Here is a 17,122-nt window from a genome sequence, read left to right on the forward strand (position 1 = left end):
ATTTTAATAATTAAAAAAAATAATAAACCCCATCACTTAACAATAATTTTCTACGATTTTATTTTTTCCAATTACTTACAAACAAGTCATAAAGAGCTTTTTCATTCATATCAATTTCTGAAGCCGAGTACATTATATTCAATTTCGAATTTTGTTCATCAAAAGCCAGTTTCCAAAGAAACTTAGAAGCACGGCCGTCATACTTGGCTACATTATCAATTGTAACAGCAACTAAAGTATCACCGCCAACTTTCTTTAATTGCAAATCGGTAACATCTTGCCAATCTATTCTTCCAAAAGCTTTTGCCACTGGAGTCGTTCTTCCAGAAAAACCATTTGAATCTATTTGAATTAAGGGAGATTTATCTTTTATGCTTGCAAGAATTTTAAATATTAAAACAAGCATTATTAAAAGAATTGCACCAGAAGCAATGGAAAGTTTTACTTTAAATACTCCGTCAAAAGCTCCTATGCCGTATAGAAGCATAATTGCTATTAAAATACTGATTCCGCTAGCATATAAAAGTAAGTTTCTGGTTTTCTTAGCGTTCCGGTATAATTTTATTTCTTCATTCATGGGGCGTAGTAAAAATTTTTCGTTTGTTATTAGAATTAAAAAGGAACAAGCAATTTACTACAAAATAATCTAAGAACATAAGAAACTCCAGTAAACATTGGGTTTATCTAAGTGACAAAAAACAATTTGAACAAATATATTTGAAGTAAATAAACTTACAAAACATTATAAATCAATTTTCTAGACGACTGGGAATTGTATAACTTCTATCTGAAATTAAATACTTTCAAACGCAATCTCCATTTGTACCTTTATTATAAAATTAAATATTCATAAAAAAAATAAAGGTTATGGCAGAAATTAAGATTGAGAAAAAGAAGCCAATTTGGCCATGGATTGTAGCAGTCCTATTAATCTCAGCACTTGTATATTATGTCTTTTTGAGAGATGATCAAGTGCGAAATGAAAACAGAATGGAAATCGAAAACAATTCTAGTGTAGACAGCACAGCAAATTATTAAGAAACTATGGAAAATAAAGATAGAAATTTATACAGATTAGATGAGCTTTCTGATTATAAAGTTGCCTCAAACTATTCGGATGTAAGAGGTTGGAAAATTGTAGACGGAGACAACCGCACAATAGGAAAAATTGATAATCTTTGGGTTAATAAAGATATGCAACGAGTTGTTTATCTTGACGTTAATCTTGATAAAGGATTAATAGAAGACAGTCGTAATGAAGTACATGATGCAATTGCGAATGAAAACGGAAGGGAATTTATATACAAAGATGGAGACAGCCATATTATTATACCAATTGGTTCTGTCAGCATAAATAAAGACACTAAAATTGTCATGGCCAACAATATTGGATATGATACATTTAGAAAAACAAGCAGATATAACTGGCAAAATGATTTTGATAGGGAGTACGAAAGAAGAGTATTGAATTCTTACTATCCTACTGAAGAATCGCGCCTTGCTTCTGAAAGTAATGATGATACTTTTTACAAACGTAAAGAATTTGATAATTATTGATAAATGTAATTTGCATTAAAAATAAATCTTACAAACGAATAAAGACCAAGCATTCAAGAATGTTTGGTCTTTATTGATTTTATCCCTTTAACTCTTCTATTTTATTTTGAATTTGATTTAATCTTTCAGATAAATTTCCTTTCACTTTAATTACTTCTATCTCAAAATCATCGATTAATTCGCCAAGAAGATCATTTACCTCATATCTCAGTTCGGGCAAATTGGAGTCTGAACAAGAAATTCTATCAGGTTCTTCAATAGGAACCCATACAAAAAAGTCAATTTCTTTAATTGCATTTTGTATTTTAGTAAATACTGATGAAAAATTCAGTGTATTGTCAACCGCAATCGCATAAGCTAAAAGATCAATTGGAGAACGATCAAAAATAGCGTTTCTGTTACTTCTTACAGTTTGCTTTAAAGAATGCTCTAGCTGCATCATATAATCATCGGCGGTAGGTATTTCAGAAAAAGCAAAACCCATTTCCTGTAATTCAAAGTAAGGCTCTAGATAAAACTCATAATCAGGAAAAGATTCATGTAGTTTTTCTGCCAATGTTGTTTTACCAACCAAATGAGCTCCTAGTATTGCTATTCTCATGTCATTAATGTTTTTTTTATCATCAACAATTAAAAATAAATAAAATAGGATCAAAAACAAAAAAACCACTCGATTGGAGTGGCTTTTGTGATCCCAGAAGGATTCGAACCTTCGACCTACGCATTAGAAGTGCGTTGCTCTATCCAGCTGAGCTATGGAACCATTATTTTAAAATTTCTAAGAATAGAAATCAAAACTATCTACATAAAACAAAAAAGCTACTCGATTGAGTAGCTTTTTGTGATCGCAGAAGGATTCGAACCTTCGACCGCCTGCTTAGAAGGCAGGTGCTCTATCCAGCTGAGCTATGCGACCATTATTTCAATTGTAGTCGGGGTGGCAGGATTCGAACCTGCGGCCTCCTGCTCCCAAAGCAGGCGCGATAACCGGGCTACGCTACACCCCGAGGCAAAATTTAAGCGGAGAGACAGGGACTCGAACCCTGGCGACGGTTACCCGTCGACAGATTAGCAATCTGCTCCATTACCGCTCTGGCACCTCTCCTTGCTAGTGGAATTGCTTCCGTTTTGCGAGTGCAAATGTATAACAACATTCCTTTTCTCACAAGCTTTTTTTTGAGTTTTTTTAGTTTTTTTTCATCTTTTTTCAAAACCACTTAACAATCAAACAAATAGAATTAACAAAAATTTGACCTTAAATTTAAAATCAACCCTATTCAATACAAAATTTGAATTTATTCAAATAAACATTAAATTTGCTTACTAACTATTATTAAACAGAAAATGAACAAAAGAGTTGTTATCGTTTCTGCCGTTAGAACACCTATCGGAAGTTTCATGGGCGGGTTATCTAGTGTACCTGCACCAAAATTAGGAGCTGCTGCCATAAAAGGAGCGCTTTCAAAAATTAATCTTGACCCAAAATTAGTCGATGAAGTTTTCATGGGGAATGTAATCCAGGCCGGAGTTGGACAAGCACCAGCGCGCCAGGCTGCATTATTTGCCGGATTATCAGAAGAAGTTGCTGCTACAACAGTAAACAAAGTATGTGCATCTGGAATGAAAGCTGTAATGTTTGCTGCGCAAGCAATTGCATGCGGTGACGCCGAAATTGTCGTTGCGGGCGGAATGGAAAGCATGAGCTTGATTCCTCACTACGTTCAAATGCGTGCCGGAAATAAATTTGGTCCTGCAACTATGTTGGACGGAATGCAGAAAGATGGTTTAACAGATGCTTACGACAACAACGCAATGGGAGTTTGTGCTGATTTATGTGCATCTGAATACAAAATCAGCCGTGAAGAACAAGATGCATTTGCAATTCAATCTTACGAAAGAAGTGCAAAAGCGTGGGACGCTGGAAAATTCGACAATGAAGTTGTTCCTGTTGAAGTACCGCAAAGACGCGGCGAACCTGTTATATTTTCAAAAGATGAGGAATATACTAACGTGAAATTAGATAAAATTCCATCTTTAGCACCAGTTTTCACAAAAGACGGAACTGTAACTGCTGCAAACGCTTCAACAATTAATGACGGAGCTGCCGCTTTGGTTTTAATGTCTGAAGAAAAAGCAAACGCATTAGGATTAAAACCTCTAGCTTACATAAAAGGCTATGCAGATGCTGCACAAGAACCAAAATGGTTTACAACAAGTCCAGCAAAAGCATTACCAAAAGCTTTAGACAAAGCAGGAATTTCAATCTCAGATGTTGATTTCTTCGAGTTTAACGAAGCTTTCTCTGTTGTTGGATTAGCCAATGCAAAAATATTAAACCTTGATAACAATAAAGTAAACGTAAACGGTGGAGCGGTTTCATTAGGACATCCTCTTGGAGCTTCTGGAGCACGTATAATCGTAACTTTACTGAATGTTTTAGAACAAAACAATGCAAAAACTGGAGCAGCTGCAATTTGCAACGGCGGCGGTGGCGCATCGGCAATTGTTATCGAAAGAGCTTAAAACAATATCACAAAAAATCAGGAGTAAATACAACTCCTGATTTTTCAACTTATAAATTTCCTTAAATGTTTGGAATTTGCAATTTAGCCATAGTACCCGTTCGAGCTGAAGCCAGCGACAGAAGTGAAATTGTCACACAACTTTTGTTTGGCGAGCATATCGAAATTTTAGAACGCAAAAATCAATGGGCACGAATTAAGATTCAGTTTGATGACTATGAAGGCTGGGTAGATTCTAAGCAATATCAGGAAATTACCAAAGAGCAATTTGATCTTTTGAGCAAAGAGTCGATTATTTTAAATGCAGATTTAATTGATTACATCACGGCTCCCAATAATCTCCTGCTCCCAATTCCGCTTGGAGCTTCATTATCTTTTTTAAACAACAGCGAAATCAATATCTCAAACTTCGATTTCGAAGGAACCAAAACCAGTGGCATCAAACCTAAAAGCGCTTTAATAAAAACGGCTTTTATGTATTTGAATGCTCCCTATTTATGGGGAGGAAAAACCCCTTTTGGTATTGATTGTTCTGGTTTTACTCAAATGGTTTATAAATTGAACGGCTATAAAATTCATCGTGACGCTTCTCAACAAGCGCTTGAAGGAGATCCTTTAAGCTTTATTGAAGAATGCGAACCAGGCGATTTGGCTTTCTTTGATAATGACGAAGGAAACATTACCCATGTCGGAATCATTATGGACAACAATTACATCATTCACGCAAGTGGAAAAGTTCGTATTGACCGTTCTGGCACAATACTGGAATCTATAATCCAGAATTAAACAAACACACCCATAAACTACGCGTAATCAAAAAGATTATCTAACCCTCAAAAAAGCAAAATGACAAAACTTGAATTATCCAAAACAGGCTTTCAGATTAATAACCTAAACATCGAATTCCCAATTGATATCACAGTTTTAAAACAAGCTTTAGGAGATTACAGATATCTAAAAAAACAATACAATCATATCTATACTTGGGATGAACTTGGCATTATGGCGTTTTCTAAAGAAGGAAACAAAGTCGAAAGTTTGGCCATTGAATTTGAAGTTAGAGAATATGATTATTGCGCAAAAAGCATCTTTGCAGGAGAATTTATTTTTGACGGACAAGAATTATTTCAATACTACGAAGACAACAAAAATCAGCTTGTAAAGCTTTTTAAAGGAGACCGAAGCGGTGCCTTTATCCTTAACGGAATAAGTGTTTGGTTTGATAAAGAAGATGGCAAAATTACGTCTTTGAGCATTTCCGCTTCCGAAGAAAAAGAAAAGAAAATCACTGCAGCTATTGACCCCGAATTCAAATTATTTGAGCCCTTATGGCAGGAATGGATTTCGGAAATCAATAAAATTGTTTCAACAAAAAACGATTATTACAATCTTACACAAGGAATTTCTGAAGAAGATATTCAAGAACATGTGGAGCTTGAAGATAATATTACTATACCGCCAGCTCTTGTAAATTTTTATAAAGTTAAAAATGTAGATTATGACCCAGTAACGGCTGTTTTTCAGTTTGGAGTAAACAATTGGAGCTATGATTTAATTCCGTTTGAAGATATTGCAGAAGAATGGAATTCAATTCAAGATTTGCAATTTGACGAAGAAGACTTACCAGAACAAGAAATAGATTTCGAAAAAATACAAACCAATAATTATGCTAACCCAAAATGGATTCCGTTTGCTACAGGAAGAAATGGCGATTATTTGCTTTACGATACAGATCCCGCTTCAAAAGGAAAATTTGGACAGATTATAGAGCTCCAAAATGAATCTTGGGACAGAAACATCGTAGCTGATTCTTTAGAAGAATTAATCCAAAATGAAATCCGCAATCTAAGAGCAGGTAAAACGGAGCATTTTGATTTTATTATTGGAAAAGAAGATTAAAGCACTAAAGCATGCGGATAAAACTGATTCACTTTGCGAAAACACGGATTTACACGGATTTTTTTTCTCGCAGATTAAGCAGATTTATTTTAAAAATCCATTTAAAATCTGTGCGAAACAAAAAAAATCTTTTTAATCACTTTAATCTGTGGCCAAAAAAAATTAGTGCAAATTCGTGAATTCGTGGCGAACAAACATTAAGCACTCAATCTAATCGTTTTTCTAAACTCAGACGGACTATATCCTTTCTGTTTTCTAAAAAACTTATTAAAATGGCTTTCATCCGTAAAACCAAATTCATACGCAATTTCGTTAATACGCTTATCGCTAAATTGCAAACGGTGCTCAATTAGTTTTGTTTTGTAATTACTGATGTATTGTTGCATCGTTTCGCTGGCATGTTTCTTAAAATAACGCCCTAAATACGTATTCGAAATTCCGAAATAATCGCTAATAGATTCCGCTTTAATCTTTTCAGGATAGTAAATATTATTCTGAATATATTGCAGAATATCCATCGCTTTTGCTTCCGTATTTATCGTTATTTGTTCTGGAAGATATTTCGCAATATTTCTCGCCACGATAATAATCAGCGTATTCACCAACTGCTGAATCAGTTCCTGATTGTAAACGTCTTTATCCTGATGCTCACGACAAATAGCTTCAATCATAACCTTAACCAAACATTTGTCAGGATCATTTTTTAAAATACAGCCCGGCTGATGATTGGCGTTTTGAAGAATATATTCTAATCGCTGAATATTTTCATTCTGCAGACTAGAATTTTTCAAATAAATATCATTAAACCTCAAAAAGAAAAATTTCGTTTCGGTTTCAATTGTAAAATTATGACAATCCTCGGGCGTCAATAAAAACAAATGTCCCGGATCATACTCAAAAATATTCTTATTAATACACTGCCTTCCTGTTCCTTCCAAAATGTAAACCAGTTCGAAAAAATTATGACGATCTCCCACATCTGGATATTCATTCAGCGTTTCAAAAGAAACCGTAAAAGGTTCATATAAGTTTTCTTTTTTCATAATTCTATTTATTTGAAGATGCAAATATACCTAAAAAAGACAAATATATACCAAATAAGAATCATAAAAACGGTATAATTTTGCCTCATCAATTTTAAATACAAAAAATCACAATCATGGAATATAGAAAACTAGGCAACTCAGAACTTGAATTATCAGCTATTACTTATGGTGCATTTGCTATTGGCGGAACCATGTGGGGTGGAACAGAAAAGAAAGATTCAATCGATTCTATCCACGCTTCAATCGATTATGGCGTTACAACAATCGACACCGCTCCTTTTTACGGATTTGGTTTAAGCGAAGAAATGATCGGAGAAGCTATTAAAAGTCAAGATCGTTCTAAAGTTCAGTTACTTACAAAATTCGGTTTGGTTTGGGACGGAAGCAATAACGGAAAAGGAGACTTCTTTTTTGACGCAGACGATAATGGAAAAAAAGTTCCGATTTACAAATATTCATCAAAAGCAAACGTAATTAAAGAAGTTGAAGAAAGCTTAAAACGCCTTCAAACCGATTATATCGATTTACTGCAAATTCATTGGCCAGATTCAACAACTCCAATTTCTGAAACAATGGAAGCCGCAGAAAGCTTAATTCAGCAAGGAAAAATCAGAGCTTTTGGAGTAAGCAATTACAATGTTGCACAAATTCAGGAAGCACAAAAAACAATTCAAGTATCTTCAAACCAAGTAGCCTACAGCATGCTGAACCGTAAAATTGAAGAAGAATTAATTCCTTTTACAGTTGCAGAAAACATCGGAATCATTGCTTACAGTCCAATGGAAAGAGGTTTATTGACTGGAAAATATTTCACAGACAGCAAATTAAAAGAAAACGACCATAGAAACAGTTATTTCAATCAGTTTGATCTTCAAAAAGTAAAAACTTTAGTTGAAGAATTAACTTCTTTAGCACATGCAAAAGAAGCAAGCTTATCGCAATTAGTTTTACGCTGGACATCTTTACAAAAAGGAATTGCAATTGTTTTAGCGGGAGCTAGAAATGCAGAACAAGCCATTTCAAACGCCAAAACAATGAATTTCGATCTATCAGCTTCAGAATTGGAATTTATCAATCAGGCAATTGCTAAAATAAAATAATTCTCTTTTTAAACACATAGAAACCTAGTTTTACTTTGTCTATAAAGGCGTTTCACTAACATTAACACACATACCTATGTGTTAGAAACTAGTTTCTTTCCATTCTCTTTTCCAAGAAAGAAAAACCTATGTTTCTATGTGTTTAAAAAAAATCTCAAAACTTAAATAATTTAGAATTTGGGCGTGTCCCAAGGGCTGGGCTATCCGCTAAATTCCCGATAAAGAAAAACTACGGCTAAAAAGCCTTGTTTTTCTAAATCGGGAGATATCGCTCCTATCCCTCACGCATCACGTATCCATAACAACATAAAGTAAAATGAAAAAGATATTTATCATTAACGGCGGGCAAAAATTCGCTCATTCAGGAGGACAATTCAACAAAACAGTTCAAGACTGGACAGTTGAATTTCTTTCTAAAAACAACGATTACGAAATAAAAACAACTCACATTGAAGACGAAATAGATCTTCAAAAAGAAGTAGAAAAATTCGTTTGGGCAGATTTAATTATCTATCATACACCAGTTTGGTGGTTTCAAATTCCGAATCTTTTTAAAAAATACATTGACGATGTTTTCACACAAGGACACAACAACGGAATCTATAAAAGTGACGGAAGAAGTCGTGTAAACCCAGACATCAATTATGGAACGGGCGGACTTCTACACGGACGCAAATATATGCTTACTACAAGCTGGAATGCACCTGCAACCGCTTTTACACTTCCAGGAGAATTCTTCGATCAGACTTCTGTTGATGATGGAGTAATGTTTGGTTTCCACAAAATGAATAAATTCACCGGAATGGAAAAAATAAACGGCTTCCATTTTCATGATGTAGAAAAAGGCGCAACACCAGAAAATATTGTTATCTTTAAAAAACAATACACCGAACATTTAGAGCAAACTTTTAAAAACTTATAATTATGATTTCGATTACCGCAATTTTAAAAAGTAAACCAGAGCATTTAAATGAAGTTCAAAACCTGCTGACAAATTTAGTTTCTGAAACTAGAAAAGAAGCTGCTTGTATTCGTTACGATTTACACACTTCCGAAAATGTTTTTATTCTTTGGGAAGAATGGAAAGATCAGCCAGGATTAGACCTGCACAACAATCAATCTTATTTACAAGAATTCATCAAAAAAACCGAAAGTCTGGTTTCAACTCCGATTCAGGTTTACAAAACTGCTCAGATTCTATAAAGGTTTTCTGCCACGAATTCACGAATTTATTTTTTTAATCTATACGCAAAGATCTTTAAACTAATTCGTGAATTCGTGGCGAATAGAATCTTATTTAATACCGCCAAAAGCTCCGAAACACATGTTTTTATGTAAGATTTCGACTTTTGAAAAACCCACTTTTTTCATTAAATCTAACTGATAATTCATAGATCTTGGCGAATCTTCCTTTTCGATATAATCCAAAACTTTCTGACGATACTCCGCTCCTCCTATTCCTTCTAAATATTCGCCATAACGTTGCCAAGTATATTCATTTAATAATTGTGTGTCTTGCGTGATCAAATCAGAAATCATCAAACAACCGCCTGGTCTTAATAATTTAAATAATTTAACGAAAGTCGTTTCCCAATCGTTATCATCACGCAAATGATGTAAAACAGCACCAGCCAAAATAATGTCAAAACTATTTTCTTCTAAAGCTGCTTCTCGAATATCTCCTTGTTTAATTTCTACTTTTCCATTTGTTACTGCCGAAACTCTTTCAAAAGCGCGATCCAACATGGGCAAACTCAAATCGACCAAAGTACAGTTTAAATTTGGCACTTTAGATAACATCATTAACGTGTAATTTCCAGCTCCACAGCCAACATCTAAAATGGATGTAGCATTAGGAACAATTCGCTTTGAAGCTTCTGTTATTAATTCTAAAGAAATAGTAGCATCGATTGTGGCCACTTGTCCTGTTTCTAAGTTTGAAAATCGTTCGACATCATTGTCAAATCGTTCTTTGATTTCTTCAATAGTTGATTTTTTCATGGTCTTTTGTTTTTTTTAATCTCTCGCAGATCTAGCAGATTTAGTGGATCGTTTTTGCTATTATAGATCAGGATATTTTGTGATTAAGAATTATTTTAATAAATCAATTAATAATCTGCCCAATCTGCAAAATCTGCGAGAGAATTATTTTTATTCAAAACTATCTCTTTCATAAATACTTTAAAAATACTATTTTTATCAATTAATAATACTTTAGAGGTATCATGGAATTACGTCACTTAAAATATTTCTTAGCTGTCGCCGAAGAACTGAACTTTACCAAAGCCTCAGAAAAACTTTTTATTTCGCAGCCACCATTAAGCCGACAAATAGCGGAATTGGAAGACGAACTTCAGGCAAAACTTTTCATCAGAAACAATAAAAAAGTAGAACTTACCGAAGCAGGAAAGTATTTTAAGGAAGAAGTCAAAGCGCTTTTTCAGAATCTGGAACGCATCTCGATCAAAACAAAAAAGATTGCAGAGAACGTCTCAGGCGAATTTAGAATTGCATACATCAGTTCGATTTACTCTTCTGTCATTTCAGATTTGATAAAACATTTGAAAGCACAATTTCCGTATGTCAATTTCAAACTTTTCGAGATTTCCACCACAAAACAAATTGATGCTTTAGAGCAAGGAAAAATTGAAATGGGAATAATTAGATCGCCCATTCATTCTGCAAAAATAAAATCACATTTATGGTTTAAAGATGGGTTTTCGTTGGTTTATAATAAAAGTTCTTTTCAGATAAAATCAGAAAATGATATTTTAAAACTTAAAGACGAAACATTCGTCTTTTTCAATAAAGATTATGCACCGCATTACCACGAAGTCTTATTGGAGCTTTGTGCTTTTTATGGCTTTACGCCAAAAATTATTCATGAAGCAAATAACATCAACTCCATCGTACAATTGGTCAAAAACGGATTAGGAATTTCAATTGTTCCGTCAAACATTGCCAAAAACAATCAAGATCCTGAAATTGGTTTTATTGAATTGAAAAAAGTGAATTTATATACGAATGTTTCAATTATCACCGCAAAAGAAGATGAATCTGAGATTACTCGATCTGCGGTTGAGTTTTTATTGCCACAAAGGCGCTAAGACGCAATTTTTTTAATCTCGCAAAGCCGCGAAGTCGCAAAGCTTTTATTTATAAGTTGCCTCCAGCTTTAGCTGGATGGAAAAATAATTAAGTTCAAAAGACTTTAGCCAAACAACTACTGATTTGGCTAAAGCCTTTTCTAATTCAACTTTCATACCTCCAGCTAAAGCTGGAGGCAATTCAATAAATCCATTTAATCCTTTAATCTGTGGCAAAAAACTTTGCGCCTCTGCGACTTTGCGAGATTAAATCATAAGAAACTTTGTGTCTTAGCGCCCTTGTGGCTATAACAAAAAATCGTTACAATTTAGTACAGAAATCCACACCACAAAAAGAGAACTTTTAAATATCTTAGCAAATTCAAATTCTACAATAAAATTTCAATATAAAATGGCCGAGCAATCTTCAATTCAGTGTCCAAACTGCGGAACTCCTATCGATGTCAATGATGTTTTAAAACATCAGTTGGAAGATAGCATTCGTAAAGAATTCCAGCAAAAAGCAAATGTTCAAAACCGTGAATTAGAGCTTAAAAATGAACAATTGGAAAAAGCCAAGTCCGAATTTGAAGCGAAGAAAAAACAGGAAAACGAACTTTTTGCTGAACGTTTGGAGCGCGAGAAAAAAACAGCCGAAAAAGAAATTTCGGAAAAACTAAAAGCGAAACTTGAAGAAGAAAACAAAGATCGCTTGTTATTGATGGAAAAAGAACTCTCTGAAAAATCGGAAAAAATCAGGGAATTAAATAAAATGGAAGGTGAAATCGCCAAATTGCAGCGCGAAAAACTGGAAATGAAAGAAGCCATTCAGGCTGAAGCTGAAAAACAATTGAATGTACAATTAGGTTTGGAACGCGAAAAAATCAGAAAACAGGAAGACGATAAAAACGAATTAAAATTCAAAGAACTTCAGAAACAGCTTGAAGAACAAAAAAAGCTGACTGAAGAAATGAAACGTAAGCAAGAACAAGGTTCTATGCAATTGCAGGGCGAAGTAATGGAATTGGCGATTGAAGAATGGCTTGCCAACAACTTCCCTCTTGATAGTATTGATGAAATTAAGAAAGGTGCAAACGGCGCCGATTGTCTTCAAGTTGTAAACACAAGAGAACATCAAAATTGCGGTTCTATTTATTATGAAAGTAAAAGAACAAAAGCGTTTCAGCCTTCATGGATTGAGAAATTCAAAAATGATATTAGAACCAAAAGAGCCAATATTGGTGTTTTGGTTACTGAAGTTATGCCTTCGGGAATGGATCGAATGGGAATGCGTGACGGGATCTGGATTTGTACCTATGAAGAATTCAAAGGTTTAAGCGCTGTGTTACGTCAATCTTTAATTCAAATTAACCAAGCCGTTCAAGCGCAAGAAAATAAAGGCGATAAAATGTCTATGTTATATGATTTCCTTACAAGCAACGAATTCCGTTTGCAGATTGAAGGAATTGTTGAAGGTTTTACTCAAATGCAGAGCGATCTGGATTCTGAAAAAAGAGCAATGCAGAGAATTTGGAAACAGCGCGAAAAACAAATCGAAAAAGTAGTTCATAATACTTTAGGAATGTACGGTTCAATTCGTGGTATTGCTGGAAATGCGGTTCAAAGCGTAAGAGCTTTGGAATTGGATTTTATTGAAGAAGAATCAGAAAATGAAGATGATCCTAAGGAATTGTTTGAGTAACAATATTTTTATCAAAATAAAAAAGGCTTCGAAATAAATCGAAGCCTTTCTTTTTTAATTAACCCTTTTTAAAAGACATTGTAAGTCCAAATTGGTTTGAAAGGAAAAGTTTATTATCCTTAATAGAATAACCAGATGTCGTTTTTAACAACTGCGTGAATTCACCTTCTTTTTTTGCATCACATTTTTTAGTTTCTGTTGTGAAGTTTAAAAATTGAATTTTTCCATCACCTTTTGAAACTAGATTACCCTTTAAAGCATTACATCCTGTCGATCCAGAAAATGCAGAGGACGTAATTACAATTTTCGGAGAACTTGAAAATTCTTTATCAGTAATAACTTTTCCGTTTAAGTTTTCCAAAATCCAAGTTTGCTGTAATTTCTTTTCCACTAAATCTTGACTAGCAGAAGTTGTTGTTTTCGCTTCTTTAGTCGATTTACAACTGCAAACTAACACCATTGCAATTAATAACATTAAAATCCTTTTCATGTAAAATAAATATTATAAGTTTTATTTTACAAAAATATTTTAGTGCTAATATAAACAAGAGCCGAATAAGCTTTATTTTAGATACAATAGGACATTTTAAAACTCTAATCTACCTTCTTAAAAACAGCCAATTTCGCAGAAGGATTCGACAAAGTCAATTGATTATTTCCAATAGAATATGTTGTTGTGCTTTGTAAAGCTTTTAAAAACTCACCTTCTTTATTTCCTTGCGGACAAGCCATTAAAGTTGAAATTACTTTAGTGAAACGCAAAACATCTTTTTCAAAAAAGATTTGTCCCGTTATCGAATTACAGCCTCCAAAGCCGGAGAATCTATTTTCGGCAGAATTAATTTCAAGTCTCGGAAATTCTTTTTGAAAATCGGTTGCAAAAACTTTATAGCCATTCAATTCTTCCAAAACCCAAATATCGTGAAGTCTATAATCGGTGAGATATTTTCCGCAACCGCTTAATTTCTTCGTTTCTAATTCCGAATTATTTCTGATTTCGACTTTTACGCTGTAAGGAGAAATCGCTCCAGACATAGAATCCTGACAATCCAATTGCTGAATCGTAATGGTTGCCGAAGTATTTTCATTATTTACTTGATACATTTTCACATTGGCATCCATAGCCCTAATTGCATCTACTGCTGGAAAAGTGATTTTTTCCTTTCCAGGAATTAATGACGTAAAAACGATTTCTTCATTCCCCATTTTGATTCCCCAAAATGGCTCATTTCCAGTCCCTTTAAAATAATATTTTAGATCTTCTTCTGTAGAACTTACAGAAGATGTTGTGCCAGATTCTTTGTTTGCAGTCGTTTTACAGCCGATTATTAAAGCTGCTAATAACAATATTGAAAGTATTTTTTTCATAAGATCTTAGTTTAAAAAATATTCTTTTTATAAAACATCTGTAAAATTCTTATGAATTTACGATATTTTTTCGAAACGCTTATTTAGAATCCTTTCAAATTTAAAAAAACTAAGTAAGGAACAAATTGTTCAAAACCCGCACCACGTAAAAGATTAAGACAAAATACGTAGTAAACCGAACCTACTTACTACCTAAAAAATATTTTGATTACGTATTTTTATAAGTATAAATACTTATATTTGCGTAGTAATACTTAATTAAAGAAATCATGATTAGAGTAATAGTAGTTGGAAACGGCATGGTTGGTTATAAATTTTGCGAAAAGTTTGTTGCAAAATCAGGACAAGAAAAGTATCAAATCACAGTATTTGGAGAAGAACCACGACGCGCCTACGATCGCGTTCACTTAAGCGAGTACTTTGGCGGAAAGACAGCAGACGATCTATCACTTTCAACGAGCCAATGGTACGCAGAAAACAATATTATTCTAAACACATCTGAATTAATTACAGATATTAATCGTGATGCAAAAACCATACATACACACTTAAACAAAACACATACGTATGACTACTTAGTTTTAGCAACAGGTTCTTCGGCTTTTGTTCCGCCAATTGAAGGTGTAGAAAAAGAAGGTGTTTTTGTCTATAGAACCATCGAAGATCTTGATGCTATTATGGCTTACGCGAAAAAAATAAAACAAAAAGGCGCAACTGAAGCTGCTGTTTTAGGTGGAGGTTTATTAGGTCTTGAAGCTGCAAAAGCCGTTAGAGATTTAGGATTGAATCCGCATGTGGTGGAATTTGCGCCGCGTTTGATGCCGAGACAATTGGATCAAGGCGCAAGTGATATGCTTCAGTCAAAAATTGAAGAATTAAACATCGGAATTCATCTTAACAAAGCAACGCAATATATTGACGGAAAGGAAAGTATAACAGGAATGATGTTTGCAAACGACGAATTGTTAAAAGTAGACATGTTGGTTATATCTGCCGGAATTAAACCTCGCGACGAACTAGCAAGAGTTTCAGGACTTGAAGTTGGTGTACGAGGCGGAATTGTGGTAAACAATCAAATGCGAACATCAGATCCTTCTATTTTTGCGATTGGTGAAGCGGCTCTTTACAATCATAACATTTACGGACTTGTTGCGCCAGGTTACGAAATGGCCGATGTAGCCGCGGAGCAAATCTTAAATGGTGAAAAAACCATGAGAGAAACCATCGATATGTCAACACAATTAAAATTAATTGGTGTTGAAGTTGCGAGTTTTGGTGATCCTTTTATTGAAAATAATGACGTTACTGCTATTATTTATGAGAATAAATTAAGCGGTGTTTATAAAAGAATCAACGTTACCAAAGATTCTAAAAAATTATTAGGTGGAATTTTAGTCGGAGATTCCAGCGATTACAATTCGCTTTTCCAGATTTACATCAATGAAATGGCATTGCCTAAAAATCCTGAAGATTTGATTTTAGGTTCCCGTGACGGTTCTGAAGGTTCTTCTTTAGGAAGCGTAATGGATTTGCCTGATACTGCTGTAATCTGTTCTTGCGAAAATGTAACTAAAGGCGCTATCTGCTGTAAAATTTTAGACGAAAGTTGTTCTTCACTTTCAGATGTTGTCAAAGCAACAAAAGCAACTTCGGGCTGTGGAGGCTGTAAACCAATGGTTTCCGATTTGGTAAAAGCAACACAAAAATCTCTAGGGAAAGAAGTAAAAGAAGTTATTTGCGAGCACTTCAGCTACACGCGTCAGGAATTATTTGATTTGGTGAAAATCAATAAATACGAGAATTTCTATGATGTTCTCGATCATCATGGAAAAGGCGATGGCTGCGAAATTTGTAAACCTGTTGTAGCTTCTATTTTCTCTAGTATTTACAACGATACGGCAAACAAACACGTTACAACGCAAGATACAAACGATAGATTTTTAGCCAATATTCAGCGAAACGGAACTTATTCTGTTGTTCCAAGAGTTGCCGGAGGCGAAATTACTGCCGAGAAATTAATCGTAATTGGCGAAGTGGCAAAACAATTCGATTTGTACACTAAAATTACCGGAGCACAAAGAGTTGATTTATTCGGAGCGCATTTAAGTGATCTTCCAAAAATCTGGAAAATCTTAATTGATAATGGTTTTGAAAGCGGCCACGCTTACGGAAAATCACTTCGTGCTGTAAAAAGCTGTGTTGGAAATGCTTGGTGTCGTTACGGAATGGACGACAGCGCTGGATTTGCAATAGAATTAGAAAACAGATATAAAGGAATCCGTTCTCCGCATAAACTAAAAGGTGGCGTTTCAGCCTGCATTCGCGAATGCGCCGAAGCCCGCGGAAAAGATTTCGGATTAATTGCCGTTGAAGGTGGATGGAATTTATACATCGCAGGAAATGGTGGTGCCAATCCAAAACATGCGGTTTTATTAGCCGAAAAAATCGATAAAGAAACAGTAATCAAATATATGGATAGATTCTTAATGTATTACATCCGCACCGCTGGCCCGCTAATTAGAACTTCAACTTGGTTAGAAAAACTAGACGGCGGTTTAGAGTATCTAAAACAAGTAATTATCGAAGATAGCTTAGGAATCTGCGAAACATTAGAAGCTGAAATGCAAACGTTGGTAAATACTTTCGAATGCGAATGGAAACAAGTTCTTGAAAAACCAAGATTATTGAAACGTTTCAATCATTTTGTGAACTCAGACGAGAAAGATGACAACATTGCTTTTGTGCCATTAAGAGATCAAAAAATGCCTAAAGCTTGGTCGTAAAAAATGTTTTAATCTCGCAAAGACGCAAAGTCGCAAAGTCAAATTACAAAAGCTTAATG

General features: G+C 34.4%; 17 protein-coding genes, 4 tRNA genes and 1 pseudogene. 11 read left to right on the plus strand and 11 right to left on the minus strand.

Annotated elements, in window-relative coordinates; all coding sequences use genetic code 11:
• Positions 1-58 precede the first annotated feature (58 nt).
• Positions 59-577 carry an STM3941 family protein gene (locus ACPWTF_RS04595; protein WP_427874599.1) on the minus strand — a complete coding sequence of 173 codons (519 nt, stop codon included), beginning with the start codon at positions 575-577 and terminating at the stop codon, positions 59-61.
• A 290-nt stretch (positions 578-867) separates the two neighbouring features.
• Between ACPWTF_RS04595 and ACPWTF_RS04600 the strand changes: the two genes are divergently transcribed.
• Together ACPWTF_RS04600 and ACPWTF_RS04605 are read left to right on the plus strand one after the other, a co-directional pair.
• Positions 868-1,038 carry a hypothetical protein gene (locus tag ACPWTF_RS04600; protein WP_379795347.1) on the plus strand — a complete coding sequence of 57 codons (171 nt, stop codon included), beginning with the start codon at positions 868-870 and terminating at the stop codon, positions 1,036-1,038.
• A 6-nt stretch (positions 1,039-1,044) separates the two neighbouring features.
• Complete coding sequence (locus tag ACPWTF_RS04605) at positions 1,045-1,557, plus strand: PRC-barrel domain-containing protein (protein ID WP_320492033.1); 513 nt, start codon at positions 1,045-1,047, stop codon at positions 1,555-1,557.
• Positions 1,558-1,636: 79 nt separating this feature from the next.
• On the opposite strand, the gene ACPWTF_RS04610 is transcribed toward ACPWTF_RS04605, so the two are convergent.
• The 5 genes from ACPWTF_RS04610 to ACPWTF_RS04630 form a co-directional block, all read right to left on the minus strand.
• Positions 1,637-2,158, minus strand: coding sequence for an AAA family ATPase (locus ACPWTF_RS04610; RefSeq protein WP_427874600.1), 522 nt, complete (start codon positions 2,156-2,158; stop codon positions 1,637-1,639).
• A gap of 88 nt (positions 2,159-2,246) precedes the next feature.
• Positions 2,247-2,320, minus strand: a tRNA-Arg gene (locus ACPWTF_RS04615).
• 79 nt (positions 2,321-2,399) lie between these two features.
• Positions 2,400-2,473: transfer RNA gene (locus ACPWTF_RS04620), tRNA-Arg, on the minus strand.
• 16 nt (positions 2,474-2,489) lie between these two features.
• A tRNA-Pro gene (locus tag ACPWTF_RS04625) sits at positions 2,490-2,564 on the minus strand.
• Positions 2,565-2,578: 14 nt separating this feature from the next.
• Positions 2,579-2,662, minus strand: a tRNA-Ser gene (locus tag ACPWTF_RS04630).
• A gap of 239 nt (positions 2,663-2,901) precedes the next feature.
• Here ACPWTF_RS04630 and ACPWTF_RS04635 point away from each other — a divergent pair.
• The 3 genes and pseudogenes from ACPWTF_RS04635 to ACPWTF_RS04645 all read left to right on the plus strand — a co-directional run bounded on the left by ACPWTF_RS04635 (position 2,902) and on the right by ACPWTF_RS04645 (position 5,978).
• Positions 2,902-4,080 (plus strand): acetyl-CoA C-acyltransferase, encoded by a 1,179-nt coding sequence (locus tag ACPWTF_RS04635; RefSeq protein ID WP_427874601.1) that lies wholly within the window; start codon positions 2,902-2,904, stop codon positions 4,078-4,080.
• A gap of 65 nt (positions 4,081-4,145) precedes the next feature.
• Positions 4,146-4,909 (plus strand): annotated as a pseudogene (locus ACPWTF_RS04640) (NlpC/P60 family protein).
• 16 nt (positions 4,910-4,925) lie between these two features.
• Positions 4,926-5,978: an SMI1/KNR4 family protein gene (locus ACPWTF_RS04645; protein ID WP_427874602.1), complete on the plus strand. Its 1,053-nt coding sequence runs from the start codon at positions 4,926-4,928 to the stop codon at positions 5,976-5,978.
• Between the two features lie 197 nt (positions 5,979-6,175).
• On the opposite strand, the gene ACPWTF_RS04650 is transcribed toward ACPWTF_RS04645, so the two are convergent.
• Complete coding sequence (locus tag ACPWTF_RS04650) at positions 6,176-7,021, minus strand: AraC family transcriptional regulator (protein WP_095930479.1); 846 nt, start codon at positions 7,019-7,021, stop codon at positions 6,176-6,178.
• Between the two features lie 116 nt (positions 7,022-7,137).
• Here ACPWTF_RS04650 and ACPWTF_RS04655 point away from each other — a divergent pair, with 116 nt between their 5' ends.
• From ACPWTF_RS04655 to ACPWTF_RS04665, 3 genes are all read left to right on the plus strand, one after another.
• Positions 7,138-8,124, plus strand: a complete 987-nt coding sequence (locus ACPWTF_RS04655; protein WP_427874603.1) for an aldo/keto reductase — start codon at positions 7,138-7,140, stop codon at positions 8,122-8,124.
• 316 nt (positions 8,125-8,440) lie between these two features.
• Positions 8,441-9,046 carry an NAD(P)H-dependent oxidoreductase gene (locus tag ACPWTF_RS04660; protein ID WP_427874604.1) on the plus strand — a complete coding sequence of 202 codons (606 nt, stop codon included), beginning with the start codon at positions 8,441-8,443 and terminating at the stop codon, positions 9,044-9,046.
• Positions 9,047-9,048: 2 nt separating this feature from the next.
• The gene (locus ACPWTF_RS04665) at positions 9,049-9,327 is read left to right on the plus strand and encodes a putative quinol monooxygenase (RefSeq protein WP_379795327.1); all 279 of its coding nucleotides are present in this window, start codon (positions 9,049-9,051) and stop codon (positions 9,325-9,327) included.
• Positions 9,328-9,417: 90 nt separating this feature from the next.
• Here ACPWTF_RS04665 and ACPWTF_RS04670 read toward each other — a convergent pair whose 3' ends face one another.
• Positions 9,418-10,125, minus strand: coding sequence for a class I SAM-dependent methyltransferase (locus ACPWTF_RS04670; protein WP_427874605.1), 708 nt, complete (start codon positions 10,123-10,125; stop codon positions 9,418-9,420).
• Positions 10,126-10,349: 224 nt separating this feature from the next.
• On the opposite strand from ACPWTF_RS04670, the gene ACPWTF_RS04675 reads away from it, so the two are divergent.
• Positions 10,350-11,231 (plus strand): LysR family transcriptional regulator, encoded by an 882-nt coding sequence (locus ACPWTF_RS04675; RefSeq protein ID WP_427874606.1) that lies wholly within the window; start codon positions 10,350-10,352, stop codon positions 11,229-11,231.
• 45 nt (positions 11,232-11,276) lie between these two features.
• Here the strand turns inward: ACPWTF_RS04675 and ACPWTF_RS04680 are convergent, their stop codons facing one another.
• Entirely contained in the window at positions 11,277-11,447 is a 171-nt protein-coding gene (locus tag ACPWTF_RS04680) for a hypothetical protein (protein ID WP_427874607.1), read from the minus strand.
• Between the two features lie 175 nt (positions 11,448-11,622).
• Between ACPWTF_RS04680 and ACPWTF_RS04685 the strand changes: the two genes are divergently transcribed.
• On the plus strand, positions 11,623-12,912 hold the full coding sequence (locus ACPWTF_RS04685) for a DUF2130 domain-containing protein (RefSeq protein ID WP_427874608.1): 1,290 nt from the start codon (positions 11,623-11,625) through the stop codon (positions 12,910-12,912).
• 58 nt (positions 12,913-12,970) lie between these two features.
• Here the strand turns inward: ACPWTF_RS04685 and ACPWTF_RS04690 are convergent, their stop codons facing one another.
• Together ACPWTF_RS04690 and ACPWTF_RS04695 are read right to left on the minus strand one after the other, a co-directional pair.
• Positions 12,971-13,402 carry an META domain-containing protein gene (locus tag ACPWTF_RS04690; RefSeq protein WP_427874609.1) on the minus strand — a complete coding sequence of 144 codons (432 nt, stop codon included), beginning with the start codon at positions 13,400-13,402 and terminating at the stop codon, positions 12,971-12,973.
• Positions 13,403-13,506: 104 nt separating this feature from the next.
• The gene (locus tag ACPWTF_RS04695) at positions 13,507-14,280 is read right to left on the minus strand and encodes an META domain-containing protein (protein WP_427874610.1); all 774 of its coding nucleotides are present in this window, start codon (positions 14,278-14,280) and stop codon (positions 13,507-13,509) included.
• Between the two features lie 269 nt (positions 14,281-14,549).
• Here ACPWTF_RS04695 and nirB point away from each other — a divergent pair, with 269 nt between their 5' ends.
• Positions 14,550-17,063: a nitrite reductase large subunit NirB gene (gene nirB, locus ACPWTF_RS04700; RefSeq protein ID WP_427874611.1), complete on the plus strand. Its 2,514-nt coding sequence runs from the start codon at positions 14,550-14,552 to the stop codon at positions 17,061-17,063.
• Positions 17,064-17,122: the final 59 nt, after the last annotated feature.

The sequence above is a fragment of the Flavobacterium sp. MMS24-S5 genome (assembly GCF_050320125.1).
GTDB classification, from domain to species: Bacteria; Bacteroidota; Bacteroidia; order Flavobacteriales; family Flavobacteriaceae; genus Flavobacterium; species Flavobacterium tyrosinilyticum.

Coding starts and splice junctions, on each gene's coding strand:
- ACPWTF_RS04635 (WP_427874601.1), top strand. CDS start 2,902: ATGAACAAAAGAGTTGTTATCGTTTCTGCCGTTAGAACACCTATCGGA.
- ACPWTF_RS04675 (WP_427874606.1), top strand. CDS start 10,350: ATGGAATTACGTCACTTAAAATATTTCTTAGCTGTCGCCGAAGAACTG.
- ACPWTF_RS04695 (WP_427874610.1), bottom strand. CDS start 14,280: ATGAAAAAAATACTTTCAATATTGTTATTAGCAGCTTTAATAATCGGC.
- ACPWTF_RS04610 (WP_427874600.1), bottom strand. CDS start 2,158: ATGAGAATAGCAATACTAGGAGCTCATTTGGTTGGTAAAACAACATTG.
- ACPWTF_RS04690 (WP_427874609.1), bottom strand. CDS start 13,402: ATGAAAAGGATTTTAATGTTATTAATTGCAATGGTGTTAGTTTGCAGT.
- ACPWTF_RS04605 (WP_320492033.1), top strand. CDS start 1,045: ATGGAAAATAAAGATAGAAATTTATACAGATTAGATGAGCTTTCTGAT.
- ACPWTF_RS04600 (WP_379795347.1), top strand. CDS start 868: ATGGCAGAAATTAAGATTGAGAAAAAGAAGCCAATTTGGCCATGGATT.
- ACPWTF_RS04670 (WP_427874605.1), bottom strand. CDS start 10,125: ATGAAAAAATCAACTATTGAAGAAATCAAAGAACGATTTGACAATGAT.
- ACPWTF_RS04685 (WP_427874608.1), top strand. CDS start 11,623: ATGGCCGAGCAATCTTCAATTCAGTGTCCAAACTGCGGAACTCCTATC.
- ACPWTF_RS04650 (WP_095930479.1), bottom strand. CDS start 7,021: ATGAAAAAAGAAAACTTATATGAACCTTTTACGGTTTCTTTTGAAACG.
- ACPWTF_RS04655 (WP_427874603.1), top strand. CDS start 7,138: ATGGAATATAGAAAACTAGGCAACTCAGAACTTGAATTATCAGCTATT.
- ACPWTF_RS04645 (WP_427874602.1), top strand. CDS start 4,926: ATGACAAAACTTGAATTATCCAAAACAGGCTTTCAGATTAATAACCTA.
- ACPWTF_RS04665 (WP_379795327.1), top strand. CDS start 9,049: ATGATTTCGATTACCGCAATTTTAAAAAGTAAACCAGAGCATTTAAAT.
- nirB (WP_427874611.1), top strand. CDS start 14,550: ATGATTAGAGTAATAGTAGTTGGAAACGGCATGGTTGGTTATAAATTT.
- ACPWTF_RS04595 (WP_427874599.1), bottom strand. CDS start 577: ATGAATGAAGAAATAAAATTATACCGGAACGCTAAGAAAACCAGAAAC.
- ACPWTF_RS04660 (WP_427874604.1), top strand. CDS start 8,441: ATGAAAAAGATATTTATCATTAACGGCGGGCAAAAATTCGCTCATTCA.